The organism is Leptotrichia sp. SK-5, from assembly GCF_055387215.1.
Window position 1 is genome coordinate 1,801,780 of record NZ_AP028931.1, and the last position, 16,992, is coordinate 1,818,771.

Here is a 16,992-nt window from a genome sequence, read left to right on the forward strand (position 1 = left end):
CAATATTATTTTATTTTTTCTGATTCTAAAAATACTGGATATTTTTTATTATCCTTTTAAGAAAATCAATAAGAAAGCTATTACCAACGCATAAATTGCTGATGATTCTGTAATCGCAAGCCCTGTGATTAATGTTTGCATAATATCCTGTTTAGCTTCAGGCTGTCTTGATACTGCCTCTACTGCATAACCAGTTGCTATTCCTTGCCCTAATCCTGCTCCAATTCCTCCTACCGCTGCAATTCCTGCTCCTAATAAAGCTGCCGCTTGAACTATTCCTTCCATTCTTTAATCCTCCTAATTTATATTATTTTTTATTTTCTTTATTTTAAAAAACTATATTTTAATTATAATTCTCTTATTTATACAAAATCTTAATTTCGTTGACTTTGAACATATAAAAGAACTACAAATCTGTTTTTATTCCTCTTCTCCCAACGCTTCACCTATATAAACTGATGAAAGTATTGTAAATACGAATGCCTGCACTATTCCAATAAATAAATCCAGATAAAGCTGTATTAACATCGGCCATCCAACCGAAAATGAAAAGCTTCCCTTCAGCATATTATTTGTCATTGATTGAAGCAATCCACGTCCAACAAGGCTGTATAACAGTCCTACAATTACAAGTCCCGCAAGCATATTTCCAAAAAGCCGCATTGAAGTATTTAACACTTTTGAAAAAATATCAACTACATTTAATGGAAACATAAACCACATTGGCTCAAACAACGATTTTATATACCCTTTTAGACTTTTTTGCTTTATAGAAACTGCCAAAAAGACAACAATTACAACAAGTGATAATCCAATTGTAGTATTTGGATCTGCTGTTGGCGTTCTAAAAAACGGTTTTACCGTTCTAATCCCATTTTCCTTTACTACCATCATAATAAACGGAAATAAGAAAGTACTTAAATTTGAAAACATTATAAATGCAAACAATGCCGCAAAAAACGGTATATAAGTTTTTTTGTGTTTTCCAAAAGTAGTCAAAAAAGTATTTTCAATAAAATGATAGTATTCTTCCATAACAATCTGCATTTTTCCAGGTTTTTCGACACTTATATTCTTTGTTCCAGCTCTTACAATAAATATAATTATAATCATAATTGCCCATGTATCAAGAACTGTCTGACTTAATGAAAATTTAAAGTTCCCAAAAACAAAATTAAAATAATGCGGTGCTTCTACAACCGAACTTGGAGACTCAAATTTTACTGGTAAAAATGTCGAAATAATTGATAAAATCACATTTACAAAAACCATCATAAGAAATAAGAATCCAAAAAATTTAAAAATTTTATTTTTCATTATCTCCCTCCTTTCTCTCAACTTTGAGCAAAGATTTAATATTCTTTGTTACATATAATTATTATACTCCAATTAAATTCATTTTGCAAATTTTATTAATATTGGAAAAAATTCTTTATTTAAAGGATTTTTAGAACATTTATCTATAAAAATAACAAATTATTTATATTACTTTTTACACGTTCTAATTCTTTTTACAAAAAAAATCAGTATCACCAAAGTCATAACAACTTCAATAATACTGATTTTTTCTAAATTCAGATACTAAAATTCCTGATTGCCATTATTAGAATAAGGCCCTTGTGCCAAGCTGTTTGTAGCATTTTTAGGATTTGTCAGTAATGATTTGTAGCTAAAGAATATACTTCCTTTTACTTCTGGGTAATTTCTGTTGAAATTTACCTGATTTATTAATTCTTTTGCATTTTGCCAATCATTAACTTTGTATGCGGCTTGTCCGATATAAAGGTCTGTTTGCGTTTGCCCTGCATATTTGCTCCACCATTTTACAAGCGTATTGTACTCAGCTGATTTATGCCCTTGATTCCAGTAAATTTGCGGTGCCACGTAATCTATCCAGCCTTTATTCATCCATAATAAAATATCTGCATATAAATCATCATAATTTTGAACTCCAGCTTTTGTTGCAGAACCTCTTGAGGGATCAGTGGAAGCATTTCTCCATACTCCAAACGGACTTATTCCAAATTCCACATTTTTATTTTCTTTTTTTATAGAAGTATGCAATTTTTCAACTAATTTATTTACATTATCTCTTCTCCAGTCTCCAACTGATGCAAATTTACTTCCATATTTCTGATACTGTGCAGAATCTGGATATTCTTGATTTTTAACTTTGTATGGATAAAAATAATCGTCCATATGAACACCATCAACATCATAATTTTTCACAACTTCAACAATACTATTCACAACATAATCATTAACTTCAGGAATTCCTGGATTTAAGTATAATTGCCCACCATAAGCCACTGTCCATTCAGGTTTTTTACGTCCAATATTATCTTTTGACAATCTGTCTCTTGACCCTGATGTAGAAAGTCTGTATGGATTAAACCATGCATGAAACTCGATTCCTCTTTTGTGTGCTTCTTCTACCATAAACTTTAATGGATCGTATCCAGGGTTTATTCCTTGTGTTCCTGTTAAATACTCAGACCATGGCGAATATTTAGAAGGATAAAAAGCATCAGCTGTTGGTTTGATTTGTACAAACACAGCATTCATATTCCATTTTTTTACATTGTCAAGAATTGTCAAAAATTCTCTTTTTTGCTGCTCTACGCTAAGTCCCTTCTTAGATGGCCAGTCAATATTGCTTACACTTGCTACCCATACTCCTCTTAATTCGCTGTTTCTTGTTACTTTCTGATTATTAACTTTTGACGCATTTTGGTTGTTTCCCATTATAATATTAGAGGCATTTAATGTCGCCGCCGTTAAAACTGTAATTGCTAATAATGATATTTTTTTTAAAATTGATTTCACCAATATCTCCTTTCTGAATGTTAAATCTTCAATATCATTTTAGTACATTTTTCCTAAATTTTCAATACATTATCCTTATTTTTTTACATTTTTTCAATTTTTCTTATTCTTCTCCCAAAGTTGCCACCATAACCGCTTTAATCGTATGCATTCTATTTTCAGCCTCATCAAATACAACCGAATTTTTACTTCTGAACACTTCATCAGTAACTTCCATTTCCTTAATTCCGTACTTCTTTTCAATTTTCTGTGCAACTTTTGTATTCAAGTCATGAAATGCAGGAAGACAATGCATAAACAAATAGTCCTCCTTTGCGTGTTTTACAAGATCATTATTTACCTGATAATACGAAAGTCTATTTATTCTTTCATCCCATACATCGTAAGATTCTCCCATAGACACCCAGACATCCGTATAAATCACATCTGCATCCTTAACTCCACCAATTCGGTCATCGGTAAATGAAACACGCCCTCCATTTTCTTCAGCCAGTTTCAAGGCAGTTTCAGCCAGTTCCTTATCTGGAAAATATTGTTTCGGAGCAACAATTGTAAAATCCATCCCAAATTTTGCCGTGCCAATCATAAGTGAACTTGCCATATTATTTTTTCCATCTCCAAGATACGCAAACTTAATTCCCTTCAAAGTTCCCTTTTTCTCTAAAATAGTCAAAAAATCCGCTAAAACCTGTGTCGGATGAAACTCAGTCGTAAGCCCGTTCCACACAGGTACTCCAGAATATTCCGCCAATGCTTCTACCAAATTCTGTCCATATCCGCGATACTCAATTCCATCATAAAATCTTCCCAAAACTTTTGCAGTATCCTCAATCGACTCCTTATCATCCATCTGAGAAGTAGAAGGCCCAATATAAGTAACATTCGCCCCCTGATCATAAGCCGCAACCTCAAAAGCACATCTAGTCCGTGTCGAAGTCTTTTCAAAAATCAATGCAATATTTTTACCAGTCAACTTTTTCTCTTCAGTCTTATTTTTCTTATCTTCCTTCAATTTTTTCGCTAAATTCAATAAATATTGTAATTCTTCTGTTGTAAAGTCTAATAATTTTAAAAACGAACGTCCTTTTAACATGCCTTTACCTCTTTTCTTAATTTTTATTTTTTATTCTAAAATACTCATCTAACACATTTTTTTCAATTTCCTTCAATTTTTGCACATTTTCAACAATTTTTTTATTCTCTCCAACATACCGAATCAATTTCATATTTTCATCAAAATAGTACCTCTTTTCAGAAATTTTTGATTTTCTGCTGTCAAAAACTTCTCCAACTTTCATATTATCTCTTTTATACCAGTCAGCGTTCACATAATACGGAACATTATATTTTTCAGTTTTATCAAAAATAAAATAAACTTTCCCATTTTTTATGTAGTACTCAGTCAATCCATTCCAGCTTTCTCCATAATGCTCAACTACAATTTTTTTAACAATTCCATTTTGTGAATAATATTTTACAATGCCGCCCTCTATACTCTGCTCATCATCTTCAATTTGCTTCACAATATAATTCTTTATAGTATTAGTACTTGCATAATCTTTCCTAATTTGAGCAATCTTACTTTCAACATTTACATTACCAAAACTTACCAAACTTACCAAAACAACTATTATCACACTTTTTCTAAAAATTTTCATAAAATCTCCCCTTTAAATTATAATTTTTCATTTATTCAATATAATTTTACCTCAATAACTTCTAATTTACAATATTATTTAAAAAAAAATTAAATTATTTTTAAAAATTTGTCCAAAATTAAAATTGCTTCATCAATTTCTTCCTTGCTCACATTAAATGGCGGAAAAAATCTTACAACGTTATTTCCAGCTCCAACTAACAGCAGACCATTTTCCAATGCTTTTAAAACAACATCTTTTCCCAAGACTCTGCTTTCATCAAATTTTATTCCCAAAAGCAGACCTTTCCCACGAATTTCCTCAATAAAATTATATTTCCCCTTCAATTCTTCCAATTTTTTAAGAGAATACTGCCCTTTTTCCACAACATCCTTTTCAACCAGTTTATTGTCAATCAATTCATGCAAAACAGCATTTGCAACAGCACAGACTAGCGGATTCCCTCCATAAGTTGAACCATGATCTCCAGGCTCTAAAACATCGTTTGCCTTACCCTTTGTAAGAGCTGCTCCAATTGGAACACCGCCACCAAGCGACTTTGCCACAGTGACAATATCTGGAATAATCTCAAAATTTTCATAAGCAAACAATTTTCCAGTTCTTCCCATTCCGCATTGAATTTCATCAAAAATCACAAGTGCGTTATATTTTTCACTCAGTTCCTTTATTGCCTGCATAAATTGAGGCGTTGCACTTTCCAGCCCACTTTCCCCTTGAATCGGCTCCAAAATTATGGCTGCCGTTTTCTCGCTCACTTTTGCCTTCAAATCTTCCACATCATTAAAATTACATTGTGTAACATTGGAAATCAAAGGCTCAAAAGGCTTCTGATACTTAGGCTGTCCTGTTACTGCTAATGCTCCTGTGGAACGTCCATGAAATGAGTTTTTCATATAAATTATTTCAGTTTTGTCAATAATTTTATTTCCATTTTCATCATACGATAAATTATTGCCGTATTTGCGAGCAATTTTTATTGCCAGCTCAATTGCTTCTGTTCCACTGTTCGTAAAAAATACTTTCTCCATCGCACTGTTTTGTGTAAGTTTTTTTGCCAGCTCTAATTGGGGCTCGCTGTAATAAAGATTTGAAATATGTATCAATTTTTTACTTTGTTCAGTCAAAGCATTTATAATTACTGGACTTGCATGCCCCAGACAGTTTACCGATATTCCTGATACAAAATCTAAATATTCATTCCCTTCATTGTCATAAATATATGTTCCTTTTCCTTTTTCAAATATTTTATTATAACGGTTATACACATTTAATAACATTTTTCTTCCTTCCCTTCTAAAATTTAATTTATTTTTTTATTAAAGTTCCAGCTCCTTCCTCTGTAAACAGCTCCAATAATAATGAATGTTCCAGCTTCCCATTTAAAATAACTACATTTTCCACACCATTTTCAATCGCATCTAGGCAAGTCGTAACTTTAGGGAACATTCCACCACTAATAATTCTTCGTTCAATTAAATCGTTCACTTTTTCCACATCAATTTCATCAATAAGTGTCTGTTTATTATTATAATCAAGTAAAATTCCATCAACATCTGTCAAAAATACCAATCTATCTGCCTGTAATTTCCCAGCAATCGCGCCTGCCACATAATCGGCATTAATATTGTATGTCTGACCATTCTTGTCAACTCCAATAGATGAAATCACAGGAATCACATCATTTGCCTCCAACAATTTGATTACTTCCGTATTAATTTCCTTAATCTCTCCAACAAACCCAATATCAATTTTCTCTCCGTCAACTTCAGCAAACTTCTTCTCAACAAACACCATATTCCCGTCTTTTCCACTAAGTCCAGCAGCTTTTCCGCCATATTTATTAATATCCGCAACAATTCCTTTATTTACTTTCCCAGAAAGCACCATTTCCACAATCTCCACAGTTTCTTCATCAGTTACACGATTTCCATCAATAAATTTGCTCTCTTTTCCAATTTTTTGAAGCATTTCATTAATCTCAGGCCCGCCACCATGCACAATCACAGGATTTATCCCAACATATTTCATAAGAACTATATCTTGAATAAACTGCTCCCGTGCAGCAGGATTGACCATCGCACTTCCACCATATTTAATCACAATCGTTTTATTATGATACTTTTTTATAAATGGCAACGCTTTTACCAAAATTTTTGCTTTATCTAAATTTGAAATCATATTTTCCCTTTCTTTTTATCAAAATTTTCTCATTTCTTTAATTTTAAAAAAAATTAACTATATTAAAAAATCTAACAGACAAGTAAGTCTCAAAATTATAAAAATTATTAAGTATGGTACTCCGCATTTATTTTCACATAATCATAACTCAAGTCACATCCCCACGCAGTCGAAGAAAAGTCTCCATCATTCAGTTCAATCAAAATTTCAACTTTCTCATTTTTCAAAATTTTAACAGCTTTTTCGTTGTCAAATTCTATTCCCATGCCATTTTTTGCAACTTGGACTCCTTTCTGTAAAGCATTAATATCATTTCCAAGAAAAATATTTACTTTATCAACAATAAGTTCCGCTTCAGAATAACCTACAGCACAAAGGATTCTTCCCCAGTTTGGATCTTCCCCAAATACAGCCGCTTTGAAAAGGCTTGAAGTTATTACTGATTTTGCAACTTTTTGTGCGTCTTTTTTACTTTTTGCGCCAGTTACAGTAACTTCAATTAATTTTGTCGCCCCTTCCCCGTCTTTTGCAATCAGCTTTGCCAGCTCCTGATTCACAAAATAAAGTGCCTCTTTAAATTTGCTGTATCCTTCAGAATTTTCATCTACAATTTTTTTATTTTCAGAAGCCCCATTAGCAATAACACAGGCCATATCATTTGTGCTTGTATCTCCGTCAACTGAAATCATATTAAATGTGCTGTCCGTAATTTCAGAAAATATTTTTTGCAGCAACGATTTTTCAATATTTACATCCGTTACTGTGAAAGCCAGCATTGTAGCCATATTTGGATGTATCATCCCAGAACCTTTTGCCATTCCCGCAACTGTTACTGTTTTTCCATCTATTTCAATTTCTGCACAAATCTGTTTTGTAAAAGTGTCCGTCGTCATAATCGCAGTTGCCGCATCATTTCCCCCATTTTCCGATATTTCCTTGCAAATTTTACTAATTCCAGTTTCTATCTTTTTCATATCCAGCTGAACTCCAATAATTCCAGTAGACTGCACTAAAATCTCCTCTTTTTTGAGTCCCAGCTCATTTGCTGCAAATTCCGTCATTTTTTTAGCATTTTCAAGTCCAGTTTCTCCAGTACACGAGTTAGCATTCCCACTATTTACAATAATCGCCTGTGTATTTCCATTTTTTATATTTTCCATATTTAAAATAATCGGAGCCGCTTTTACAAGATTTTTTGTAAACACTGCAGCCGAAACTGCCTTTTTCTCACTATAAATCAATGCCAAGTCTTTTTTCCCGCTTTTTTTCAACTGTGCCGATATTCCTGCCGCCTTTATCCCTTTAACATTAGTAATTGTACCATCTTTTATTATTTTCATAAAAATCACTCCTTTTAAAAATTAAATATACATTGATAAAAATTCCAGCCCCATATTTTCTTCAAGCTCAAACATAATATTCATACTTTGAACAGCTTGCCCTCCTGCACCTTTTATGAGGTTGTCAATCGCAGAAATTACAACAATATTTCCAGTTTTTGAGTCATAACGGACACCAATTTCACAAATATTGCTATTTTTCACATTTTTTATCTCTGGCAAATTTTCAGTAACCCTTATAAAATACTCATTTTTATAAAAATCATTATAAATTTCATAAATTTTTTCTTCTGTCAAGCTTTCCTTCCATTTTTCATTTACTTCCAGATAAATTGTTGAAAGAATTCCCCTATTTATTGGCAATAAATGTGGAGTAAACACTACATTCATATCGTTTTCTGATAATTTATCCATTTCCTGCTTTATTTCAGGCGTATGTCTATGCTTTAAGACTCCATAAGCCTTAAAACTTTCATTTACTTCTGTAAAAATCGTATCTATTTTGGCACTTCTACCTGCTCCTGAAACTCCAGATTTTGAATCAATTATTATTTTATCCGTTTTTACAACTTTATTTTTTAAAAGCGGCGCCGCTCCCAGTATCGCCGATGTCGGATAACACCCGGGACAGGCAACAACTTGACTTTCCTTTATTCTTGCCCTATTCAGCTCAGGCAAGCCATAAACTGCACTCTGATTAATTTCAGGAAACTCATGCTTAACATCATACCATTTTTCATAAGTTTCCGAGTCATCCAGCCTGAAATCTGCTCCCAAGTCAAAAACTTTTACATTATTTTCGAGCGCCTTCTTGGTCATCTTTTCCGACAATCCATGCGGCAATGCCAAAAACAGCACATCAATTTTTCCAAAATTTTCCTCAGCCTCTTCCTGCGAAATCAATTTCTTCTCAAAATATTTTTTATAATTTGCATACACTTCGCCCATATTCTCTCCAGCATTTGAATATGAAGAAATAAATTCAATCTCCACTTCTTTATGGTTATTCAATATCCATACAAGCTGCTGCCCAGCATACCCAGTCGCTCCAATAATTCCAACTTTTATCATAATTATCATCTCCCTACATTTTTTTATAAAAAAAAGCCCTTTTTACAGGCTCTAAATAAAATTATACAAATTGTATATAAAAACAAAGAACCAACAACCCAAAAGTCATTGGCAAAAGTAAAATTTTTATGTAAAACAGGAATCCATTATAAAAATGATTATACACCATCTGACAAGGGTTTATAATTTAATTGTGTAAATTTATTATCCCTTATCCTTCTTATCATTTTCATAATCTTTTCCTCCTATCATTTTAATTTATTTTTTGATAAATCTATTATAGCAGAAAAATAATCTAAAATCAATATATCAAATATATAAGTTTTAAATGTTACCATTAATAAAATTTATGTTCTATATTTCATCTGGCTTTTGTCCATCATGAGCCTTCCACATACATTCCGTTATTTCCATATTTGTAAATGTTGCCTTAAATGATGAATTTTCTGGACTGCATGCATAAATTCCAAAAGAAATTTTCTTGTCAGCTTTCCACATATGGCAAATTCTCATTTGAGTAAAGTTTACTCCATCTTGTGAACATTCTATGCAATAATCATCTTCACGTCTGCTAAAACGATACCACATTGACTTAATATCGGCATTAATAACAGTAGTAGCCCAATCAGAATAACCCAAGTTAGTAACTACACTCCCTAAATGCTGAAATTTATCATTTTCAAACTCTATAGAACCTTTTAACCAATTTTCACTATCTAAATACATAACTACACCACATTGATCAAACCTATGCTTACTCTCAAACTCTGTCTTTACAATAAAAGAGAAAAATTTTTCATCTGCTTCAATTTGAAGAACAGGTGCATTATCATTTCTAAAATGATAATATGTTTGTTGCCACAAATCTGTATGTGGACTTGTTATAATTTCAATTTTTTCATTAGTAATCACATAATCTTTAGGCTCCCTAATCCATTTCCAATCTTTTGCATTAATTACCATTATTTAATTTCCTCCTATTTTTCTTATTTTAGAATTTCAAAATCAACTAATATTGGCAAATGATCTGAAAGCTGAGTTTGTATAACTTCATAACTTTTTACTTTTATTTCCTTTGAACAAAGTATAAAGTCAAGTTCCCGCTTTGGATTCCAGCTCGGAAAAGTTGGCTCTTTCCTTATGTTTATATTTTGCAGGTTAGAAGCCTGTAAAAACATTTCAATTTCCTCTTCTCCCCAGAACACATTAAAATCTCCAGCGACTATAACTGGCTTTTTGCAGTTTTTCACAAAATTGTAAAGCTGTACAATCTGTTTCTGTCTTGTTTTTCCACCAAGTGCCAAATGAACTAGAAACACCACAATATCTTCCGTTTCCACCTCAATAATCAATTTTTTCATTCCAATATCCAGATAATGAAATTCTTCCCGTAAAACAGGTTTTTTCGAAAGTAAAGCATTTCCCTGCTTTCTTACCATCGGGAACTTCATATAATTAGAATCTTCCTCATATTTGTACTGATAAACATTATTATTTCTAGTAATTCTTCCAAGAAGCGTAGCCTGATTTCTGCTGTACATTCTAAACGAGCCAAGATCAACTTCTACAAGTCCCACAATGTCAGGCTTATATTTATTAATAAATTTCCCAATCCGATATATATGCCTTACAGAACGTCCCAAATACCCTCGCATATGTTTAAACGGCTGATTCAAATATTTTCCAGTCCCGTATCGAATATTATACAAAAGAAATTTCATTTCTCCTCACTTCTCTTTCTCATATTTACAAAATTATATTATAAATTCAAACCTATTTATAACAATTCCAATTTAAAACAAAAGTGGAAAACTAGACTCCATCTATAGGCAATCCATTGCTTTTCTCATATCTTTAATCCAATTTTTAAGTTGAGTGATTAATACTGAATATTTATTTTTTTACTATCCCAACTCCATCTCCAAACGGCAGCAGTACAAAATTATACTCTTCATTCAACTTTTCTATAAACTCTTTGAGCCTTTTTGCAATTGTCTTATATCTTTTTGGAATTTCTTCCTTATCTGCCGCAACCAGCCCACGAAACATGAGATTATCAATAAAAATAATTCCATTTTCATTGAGAAGTTCATAACTCATTTCAAAAAACTTCAAATACTGACCTTTCGACGCATCAATAAAAATAAAATCATATTTCACATTCTTATCAAGTTTCGGAATTTCTTCCAAAGCATCTCCAAAAATCATCTTATTCTTTTCAAATAATCCAAGTTTCTTAAAATTTTCCACAGCTTTTCCATAACGAATTTCATCAATTTCCATTGTTGTTAAAAATCCACCATTTTCATTAGCAATTTGTGCTAAAAATAGCCCTGAATAGCCTGTCGCTGTACCAATTTCCAAAATATTTCGAGCCTTTATATTTCTAGCAGTAAAAATCATATAATTTAGCACTTCATCTGTAATAATCGGCACATTTTGTTCCAAACTTTCGTTTTTTATATCCTGTATAATTTCATTCCTTATTTTAAACAAATTCTGTGCATATTTCAATGATTCTATAAAATTTTCTATCATAAATTTCCCTTTTTTCTTTTATTGTATATTGACATCCATTTAAAATTAAATCTGTAAAATTTAAACAGCATACTTATTTTAAACTATCTTTATTATAATCCAAATTATTTTAGATAAACCAAACAATTTATTCCTATTTTTAAAAACATATGTTATATTTATTTTATTCACTTATAATAAAAGCCCTGTCTCCCCTTTATTAGAATAGTTCGTAATAAATCCTGTATTTTAACAAAGAATATCATTATTTGTGTTAAATCTAAAATTCTAATTTCCAACTTTAATCTTTCATATTTTTCATTTAATATTTACAGCATTTCTCCCATTTTAAAAATAGGCAGCATAACTGAAAACACAATAAGCCCAATAATTACTCCAATAAAAATTATTGAAAGCGGCTCAAACATTTTTAAAAACCATTTTATTTTCTCGCTAACTTTTTCGTAATAAATTTCATTCAAATTAAAAAATGATATTTTCATTTCGCCGGTCTTTTCTCCAATTGCAAGGAAACTTACGTATTCATTATCAAAAAAAGTCGTATTTTTAAAGGATTTTTGAATACTCTCACCCTTTTCTATTTTCAAAATAATTTTTTTCAGTTCCTCATTTAAAATATAACTTTTGGAATTTGTACACATTCTTAAGGATTGAATCAATGGAACATTGGCATCTGTCAGAGAATACATATTTCTTGTAAAATTCAATATGCAAATATTTTTATACATTTGCCCAATCAGTTTCATTTCTAAAAAAATTTTTTCAAAATTCTTTTCATTTTTTCCTTTCCAATTTTTTAATCCAAAAAATAAAAAAATTATGGCAATTAAAAGAAAAATACCATATTTATCCGTTATTTTACTAATATTTATCACAATTTGCGTAACTTTTGGCAATTCCTGACCAATATCAGAATAGATTACCACAAATTTAGGCACTACAAATTTTAACAGTATGAATACAATAATTAATGCTGTAATTATAACTGTTACTGGATAAATGCTCAAATTTTTGACATCTTTTTTTATTTTCTGATTAAACTCGTACTTTTCATACAGATTCTTAAAGACTATTTCCAAATTTCCAGTTTCTTCCCCAATTTTAATCATTTCCATAAATTCCTTATTTGCAGTAATCTTTGAAAAAGCCCTATGAAGAGAAACTCCCTTTTCAATCTGCTGTTTTGTGCGAATTATCTTACTTTTCAAATCTCCACTATAATTCTGTGCAACAATTCCAAGTGTATCAATTAGCGAAATTTTGCCATTTAATAAATAATATACACTTTTTGTAAATGATAGCAAGTCTTTTTCACTAAGTTCGCTTTCCTTGCTCTTTATAATACTTATCATTTTAATTAACCCTCCCCTTTGATTAATTACAAATCAATTATTATTTTCTGTTATTTTCCAACGCAATTTTCCCCAATGCAATTGATCCAACAAATCCTGCTTCATCCCCAAGTCCAGGATAAACAATATAGTCTTCAATTTTTTCTAAAATTTCATCTTTTTGAACATACCCATTTAAAAATTCCAACACATATTTTCTAATTAATGGAAACAGCTGCTTTTGTTTCATAACTCCCCCACCCATAATTATTTTTTGTGGAGATAAAATTAAAATGTAGTTTACAACAGCCTGAGCCAAGTAATATGCTTCCATGTCCCAAACTTCATCCCTATCGGCAAGTTCAAATCCTTTCTTACCCCATCTATCCTCTATTGCAGGCCCTGCTGCCATTCCTTCCATACAATCCTTATGGAAAGGACATCTTCCTTCAAATTTATCGTCTTTATGTCTTTTCAAGAATATGTGTCCCATTTCAGGGTGAGTCAAACCTTGAAGCATTTTACCATCAACAACTGCTCCAGCCCCAATTCCAGTTCCAACAGTAATATACATAACATTTTTCAAATTTTCTCCAGCACCCCACCAGCTTTCCGCAAGCGCCGCTCCATTTACATCAGTATCAAATTCCATTGGAACATCATAATGTTTTTTCAACTCTCCTATCAAATCATAATCGCTCCAGTAAGGCTTTGGAGTTTTTGTAATATATCCGTAAGTTTTAGAGCCTTTTACAGGATCAATCGGTCCAAAGCTCCCAACACCCATTACATCAAATTCCTTGTCTTTAAAATATTCAATAACTTGTGCCATTGTTTCTTCAGGAGTTGTAGTTGGAATACTTACTCTGTCAATGATTTTTCCGTCTTCAGTTCCCAATCCACATATAAATTTTGTTCCCCCAGCTTCAACTGCCGCAATAATTGCCATAATTTCACTTCCTTTTCTTTTTAAATTTTTATTTGTATTTTTTTATTTTAAAAAACCTTTAAATTAAAGGACATTTCATTTTTATATATTTTTTAATATATTGTCATTATCCTTGTAAAATTCTATTATTTCATCTTGCATTGCAGTAGCTGTTCCTATTTTTGCCACTACAATTCCAGATGCCATATTTGCAATTACCCCAGCCTCATACAAATCCGCTCCAGCACATATCGAAAGTAAAAATGTCGATATAAAGGTATCTCCAGCCCCTGTAACATCATAAACTTCCCTTGCCACAGTCGGTATCCTCTTATGTTTTGTTCTAAACAGCGAAACTCCCTCTTCACTTCGAGTAAGCACAACGCTGTCCAGTTTTAAATCATCCTTTAACTGAGCCATTTTTTCAGCAATTTCTTCCTCGCTCGTAAATTTTTTCATTCCAAAATAATCCAAAATTTCTTTTCTATTTGGAGTCATTGAAGTTGCTCCAACATAATTTTTAAAATTCTGCGGTTTTGGATCAACCATTACTTTTTTATTATGTTTTTTTGCTATTTCTATAATTCTTTCTGATAAATGTTTTGTAAGCAATCCTTTATTGTAATCAGAAATCAATACTGCATCAATATTTTCAATGTTTTTTTCAAAGTTTTCCAAAAGCTGATTTTGAATATCTTCTGAAATATCAGCATCTTTTTCCCAATCCAATCTAAGTAACTGTTGACCTTGTGACAAAACTCTGCTTTTAATAATTGTTGGACGGGTTTCATCCTTCACAATTCCAGCAGGATTCACATTTTTATCTTCAAGCTCCTTTATAAATTTTTCTCCATTTGCATCATTGCCAATTATTCCGTAAACGAAAACTTTTGCTTCAAGCGAAGTCAAGTTATTCGCCACATTTGAAGCTCCCCCTAACACAAATCTTTCCTCTTCAATATTCACAATTGGAACAGGCGCTTCAGGAGAAATTCTGTTAACCTTCCCAATTAGATACTCATCTAGCATCATATCACCAATTACAGCTATTCTAACACTACTAAATTTTTTTATTATTTCTTCAAGCCTTTGAATTGAAATCATCTTTATCCTTTCCTTAAATTCAAATTCATTAATTTACTGTTTTAAATTATAATTATAATTTTAATTTTAGTCTTTATTTAATATTATACTACATATTTTGGAAATTTTCAGTATAATTTGTAAAGTTTTTCATTTGAACTGAAAAAAGTTTAAAATGATTATTTTTTTATTAAGTTTTATCTTGAATTACTGCCTCAATTTCAATATAAATATCCCTCATTTCCCTATTAGTACGTCGATATTTAAACAGTGGACCAATTATAGGAATTTTTGATAACACCGGCACTCTTCTTATCGTTTCCTTGCTCACATCCTGCTTTAGCCCTCCAATAAAAGTTGAGCCACCATTATTCAACGTAATTGTTGTTTTAGTCTGATTCTTCTGTTTAGCTCCAGAAGATGCGTTATAGCTTGAAGTTAGCTTAAAGTTGCTTATTTCTGTATCAATTTTAAGCAGAATTTTCTTTATTCCATTAATTTTTCTAATTTCAGGATTTATCCTAAAGACTATACCTGCTTCAGAAAAAATTGGCTCTACATATTCTGTATCTTTCTTTGTAGTCTTTTTTTCTCCAACAAGCACTTCCTCCGTAACCTTTAATTCCCCTTCCTCATTTTCCATAATCATAAGTGTCGGCATAGCCTCAATCCGTATATCTCCATTTTCCTTCAGCAAGTTAAAATCTATTCCTAAAAATCGTCCTCCTTTTGAAAAAATTGACGCAATCGAAACTTCTCCATTCAAAAATTTTGCCACCAGATTATCCTTAGTCGCATTAGAATTATTACTATTTATGCTCCAGTCAATTCCAAGGCGCTCAAAAAGATTTGAACTTGTATCAATTATAGTTCCCTTTATTATAATCTGCTCCTTTTCCTTATCCAGCGACTTTATAATCCTTTTCATCTCCTCAACTTTACTCTCATCTCCACTAAAAATTACTTTATTATCAATTCCAATAACTTCAAATCCAAAAAATCCATTAAGTGCCTCGGTAATATCTTTCACATTTCTGTATTCCAAGTCAACTTCCCCAGTTTTCTTTTTAACTTCCTTTACAGTCTGCTGTGCGTTATTCTGATTCTGTCCCTGATTCTTATTTTCCTCTTTTTTAGTTACAGGATTATTATCTTTATTATCCTTTTTATTACTGTTTTTCCCCTTATTATCACTATTTTCCTTTTTTTCAGCCTGCACTTTCTTCGGAACTTCATAAATAAATATTTTTTTAGCATTTTCCACATCGCTCTTATTCACATAATCAGCCGCTTTCGCTCCAAAAATATTACTCAAAGCAAGCAAAAAAGCCAAAAAGCAAACAATTAACAATCTGTAACTTCTCTTTTTTTTCAAAATTTTAATCCCCACTTTCAAATATGTGATTTATGCAATTTTCCCTTTATTTTCAGCATTAATTTTCTTTTTGTCTATAACTTTCTCTATAAAGCCAAGCGAAATTTTAAATCCATCGCTCGTGAGTTCCATAAACATTTTGGAAGTATCAATATATTTTCTGCTTTTATTCACAAAATAAATAAACTTCCCAAAATCATTAAGACTTCCATACATCGTAAAATGAATATATTTGAGCCTATACCCATTGCGTTCCCACACATTTTCCGATTTTGAGATTTCCTTCATTTTAAGCCCGCTGTCATGCGAAAACACATAAATCATCTTTTTAAATTCAGATTCATTTTTTATCGACAAAAACGACAATCTTTGAGTTAATGCCAATATTTGATTATATTCTCCCATAATTCTTTCACGTTCTGACTTTTTCTCCTCCATTACATCTACAATCTTACTTTCCAGATTCCTTTTATTCTCAATCAAAATCTTCCTGTTACTCAAAACTTCCTTATACTTCCCATACTTTTTATTAATATTCACCATCATAAAAACAATCCCAGCCAAAAGTATTAATATTTTCAAATTCAATTTTATCATTTTATTTCTTCCTATATTTTTTTATTCAATCAAAAAAACTTCAAGTTTCGATTATTTACCTAAAATC

At 31.4% G+C, this 16,992-nt stretch carries 17 protein-coding genes; all 17 read right to left on the reverse strand.

Going from position 1 to position 16,992, the window contains the following annotated elements:
- Nucleotides 1-48 precede the first annotated feature (48 nt).
- A complete protein-coding gene (atpE, locus tag ACZ5B9_RS09060; RefSeq protein ID WP_006803454.1) occupies nucleotides 49-285 on the reverse strand; it encodes an ATP synthase F0 subunit C in 237 nt (78 codons plus the stop codon).
- A 135-nt stretch (nucleotides 286-420) separates the two neighbouring features.
- On the reverse strand, nucleotides 421-1,317 hold the full coding sequence (gene atpB, locus ACZ5B9_RS09065) for a F0F1 ATP synthase subunit A (protein WP_464422294.1): 897 nt from the start codon (nucleotides 1,315-1,317) through the stop codon (nucleotides 421-423).
- Nucleotides 1,318-1,581: 264 nt separating this feature from the next.
- The gene (locus ACZ5B9_RS09070; RefSeq protein WP_021769979.1) at nucleotides 1,582-2,826 is read right to left on the reverse strand and encodes a glycoside hydrolase family 10-like protein; all 1,245 of its coding nucleotides are present in this window, start codon (nucleotides 2,824-2,826) and stop codon (nucleotides 1,582-1,584) included.
- Nucleotides 2,827-2,929: 103 nt separating this feature from the next.
- Nucleotides 2,930-3,919: an ornithine carbamoyltransferase gene (gene argF, locus ACZ5B9_RS09075; protein ID WP_464422295.1), complete on the reverse strand. Its 990-nt coding sequence runs from the start codon at nucleotides 3,917-3,919 to the stop codon at nucleotides 2,930-2,932.
- A 16-nt stretch (nucleotides 3,920-3,935) separates the two neighbouring features.
- Nucleotides 3,936-4,484 carry a hypothetical protein gene (locus ACZ5B9_RS09080; RefSeq protein ID WP_464422296.1) on the reverse strand — a complete coding sequence of 183 codons (549 nt, stop codon included), beginning with the start codon at nucleotides 4,482-4,484 and terminating at the stop codon, nucleotides 3,936-3,938.
- 89 nt (nucleotides 4,485-4,573) lie between these two features.
- Nucleotides 4,574-5,761 carry an aspartate aminotransferase family protein gene (locus tag ACZ5B9_RS09085; RefSeq protein WP_464422297.1) on the reverse strand — a complete coding sequence of 396 codons (1,188 nt, stop codon included), beginning with the start codon at nucleotides 5,759-5,761 and terminating at the stop codon, nucleotides 4,574-4,576.
- 28 nt (nucleotides 5,762-5,789) lie between these two features.
- Complete coding sequence (gene argB / locus ACZ5B9_RS09090; RefSeq protein WP_464422298.1) at nucleotides 5,790-6,662, reverse strand: acetylglutamate kinase; 873 nt, start codon at nucleotides 6,660-6,662, stop codon at nucleotides 5,790-5,792.
- Nucleotides 6,663-6,769: 107 nt separating this feature from the next.
- A complete protein-coding gene (gene argJ, locus ACZ5B9_RS09095) occupies nucleotides 6,770-8,002 on the reverse strand; it encodes a bifunctional glutamate N-acetyltransferase/amino-acid acetyltransferase ArgJ (RefSeq protein WP_464422299.1) in 1,233 nt (410 codons plus the stop codon).
- A 21-nt stretch (nucleotides 8,003-8,023) separates the two neighbouring features.
- Entirely contained in the window at nucleotides 8,024-9,073 is a 1,050-nt protein-coding gene (argC, locus tag ACZ5B9_RS09100) for an N-acetyl-gamma-glutamyl-phosphate reductase (protein ID WP_464422300.1), read from the reverse strand.
- Nucleotides 9,074-9,427: 354 nt separating this feature from the next.
- Nucleotides 9,428-10,036, reverse strand: coding sequence for a DUF1349 domain-containing protein (locus tag ACZ5B9_RS09105; RefSeq protein ID WP_464422301.1), 609 nt, complete (start codon nucleotides 10,034-10,036; stop codon nucleotides 9,428-9,430).
- Nucleotides 10,037-10,059: 23 nt separating this feature from the next.
- The gene (locus ACZ5B9_RS09110; RefSeq protein ID WP_464422302.1) at nucleotides 10,060-10,794 is read right to left on the reverse strand and encodes an endonuclease/exonuclease/phosphatase family protein; all 735 of its coding nucleotides are present in this window, start codon (nucleotides 10,792-10,794) and stop codon (nucleotides 10,060-10,062) included.
- Between the two features lie 172 nt (nucleotides 10,795-10,966).
- Entirely contained in the window at nucleotides 10,967-11,611 is a 645-nt protein-coding gene (locus tag ACZ5B9_RS09115) for an O-methyltransferase (protein WP_464422303.1), read from the reverse strand.
- Between the two features lie 308 nt (nucleotides 11,612-11,919).
- Nucleotides 11,920-12,963, reverse strand: coding sequence for a type II secretion system F family protein (locus tag ACZ5B9_RS09120; protein ID WP_464422304.1), 1,044 nt, complete (start codon nucleotides 12,961-12,963; stop codon nucleotides 11,920-11,922).
- 40 nt (nucleotides 12,964-13,003) lie between these two features.
- Nucleotides 13,004-13,891: an ROK family protein gene (locus tag ACZ5B9_RS09125; RefSeq protein ID WP_464422305.1), complete on the reverse strand. Its 888-nt coding sequence runs from the start codon at nucleotides 13,889-13,891 to the stop codon at nucleotides 13,004-13,006.
- Nucleotides 13,892-13,972: 81 nt separating this feature from the next.
- Nucleotides 13,973-14,974 (reverse strand): D-glycero-beta-D-manno-heptose-7-phosphate kinase, encoded by a 1,002-nt coding sequence (gene rfaE1, locus ACZ5B9_RS09130; protein WP_464422306.1) that lies wholly within the window; start codon nucleotides 14,972-14,974, stop codon nucleotides 13,973-13,975.
- A gap of 169 nt (nucleotides 14,975-15,143) precedes the next feature.
- Nucleotides 15,144-16,328, reverse strand: coding sequence for a type II secretion system protein GspD (locus ACZ5B9_RS09135; RefSeq protein WP_464422307.1), 1,185 nt, complete (start codon nucleotides 16,326-16,328; stop codon nucleotides 15,144-15,146).
- A gap of 30 nt (nucleotides 16,329-16,358) precedes the next feature.
- Complete coding sequence (locus ACZ5B9_RS09140) at nucleotides 16,359-16,925, reverse strand: hypothetical protein (RefSeq protein WP_464422308.1); 567 nt, start codon at nucleotides 16,923-16,925, stop codon at nucleotides 16,359-16,361.
- Nucleotides 16,926-16,992 lie beyond the last annotated feature (67 nt).

Excerpts from the sequence above, each read along its gene's own strand:
- ACZ5B9_RS09110 (WP_464422302.1), bottom strand. The coding sequence starts at position 10,794 with ATGAAATTTCTTTTGTATAATATTCGATACGGGACTGGAAAATATTTG.
- ACZ5B9_RS09140 (WP_464422308.1), bottom strand. The coding sequence starts at position 16,925 with ATGATAAAATTGAATTTGAAAATATTAATACTTTTGGCTGGGATTGTT.
- ACZ5B9_RS09105 (WP_464422301.1), bottom strand. The coding sequence starts at position 10,036 with ATGGTAATTAATGCAAAAGATTGGAAATGGATTAGGGAGCCTAAAGAT.
- atpE (WP_006803454.1), bottom strand. The coding sequence starts at position 285 with ATGGAAGGAATAGTTCAAGCGGCAGCTTTATTAGGAGCAGGAATTGCA.
- ACZ5B9_RS09125 (WP_464422305.1), bottom strand. The coding sequence starts at position 13,891 with ATGGCAATTATTGCGGCAGTTGAAGCTGGGGGAACAAAATTTATATGT.
- atpB (WP_464422294.1), bottom strand. The coding sequence starts at position 1,317 with ATGAAAAATAAAATTTTTAAATTTTTTGGATTCTTATTTCTTATGATG.
- ACZ5B9_RS09080 (WP_464422296.1), bottom strand. The coding sequence starts at position 4,484 with ATGAAAATTTTTAGAAAAAGTGTGATAATAGTTGTTTTGGTAAGTTTG.
- ACZ5B9_RS09085 (WP_464422297.1), bottom strand. The coding sequence starts at position 5,761 with ATGTTATTAAATGTGTATAACCGTTATAATAAAATATTTGAAAAAGGA.
- argF (WP_464422295.1), bottom strand. The coding sequence starts at position 3,919 with ATGTTAAAAGGACGTTCGTTTTTAAAATTATTAGACTTTACAACAGAA.
- argC (WP_464422300.1), bottom strand. The coding sequence starts at position 9,073 with ATGATAAAAGTTGGAATTATTGGAGCGACTGGGTATGCTGGGCAGCAG.
- ACZ5B9_RS09115 (WP_464422303.1), bottom strand. The coding sequence starts at position 11,611 with ATGATAGAAAATTTTATAGAATCATTGAAATATGCACAGAATTTGTTT.
- ACZ5B9_RS09120 (WP_464422304.1), bottom strand. The coding sequence starts at position 12,963 with ATGATAAGTATTATAAAGAGCAAGGAAAGCGAACTTAGTGAAAAAGAC.
- argB (WP_464422298.1), bottom strand. The coding sequence starts at position 6,662 with ATGATTTCAAATTTAGATAAAGCAAAAATTTTGGTAAAAGCGTTGCCA.
- argJ (WP_464422299.1), bottom strand. The coding sequence starts at position 8,002 with ATGAAAATAATAAAAGATGGTACAATTACTAATGTTAAAGGGATAAAG.
- rfaE1 (WP_464422306.1), bottom strand. The coding sequence starts at position 14,974 with ATGATTTCAATTCAAAGGCTTGAAGAAATAATAAAAAAATTTAGTAGT.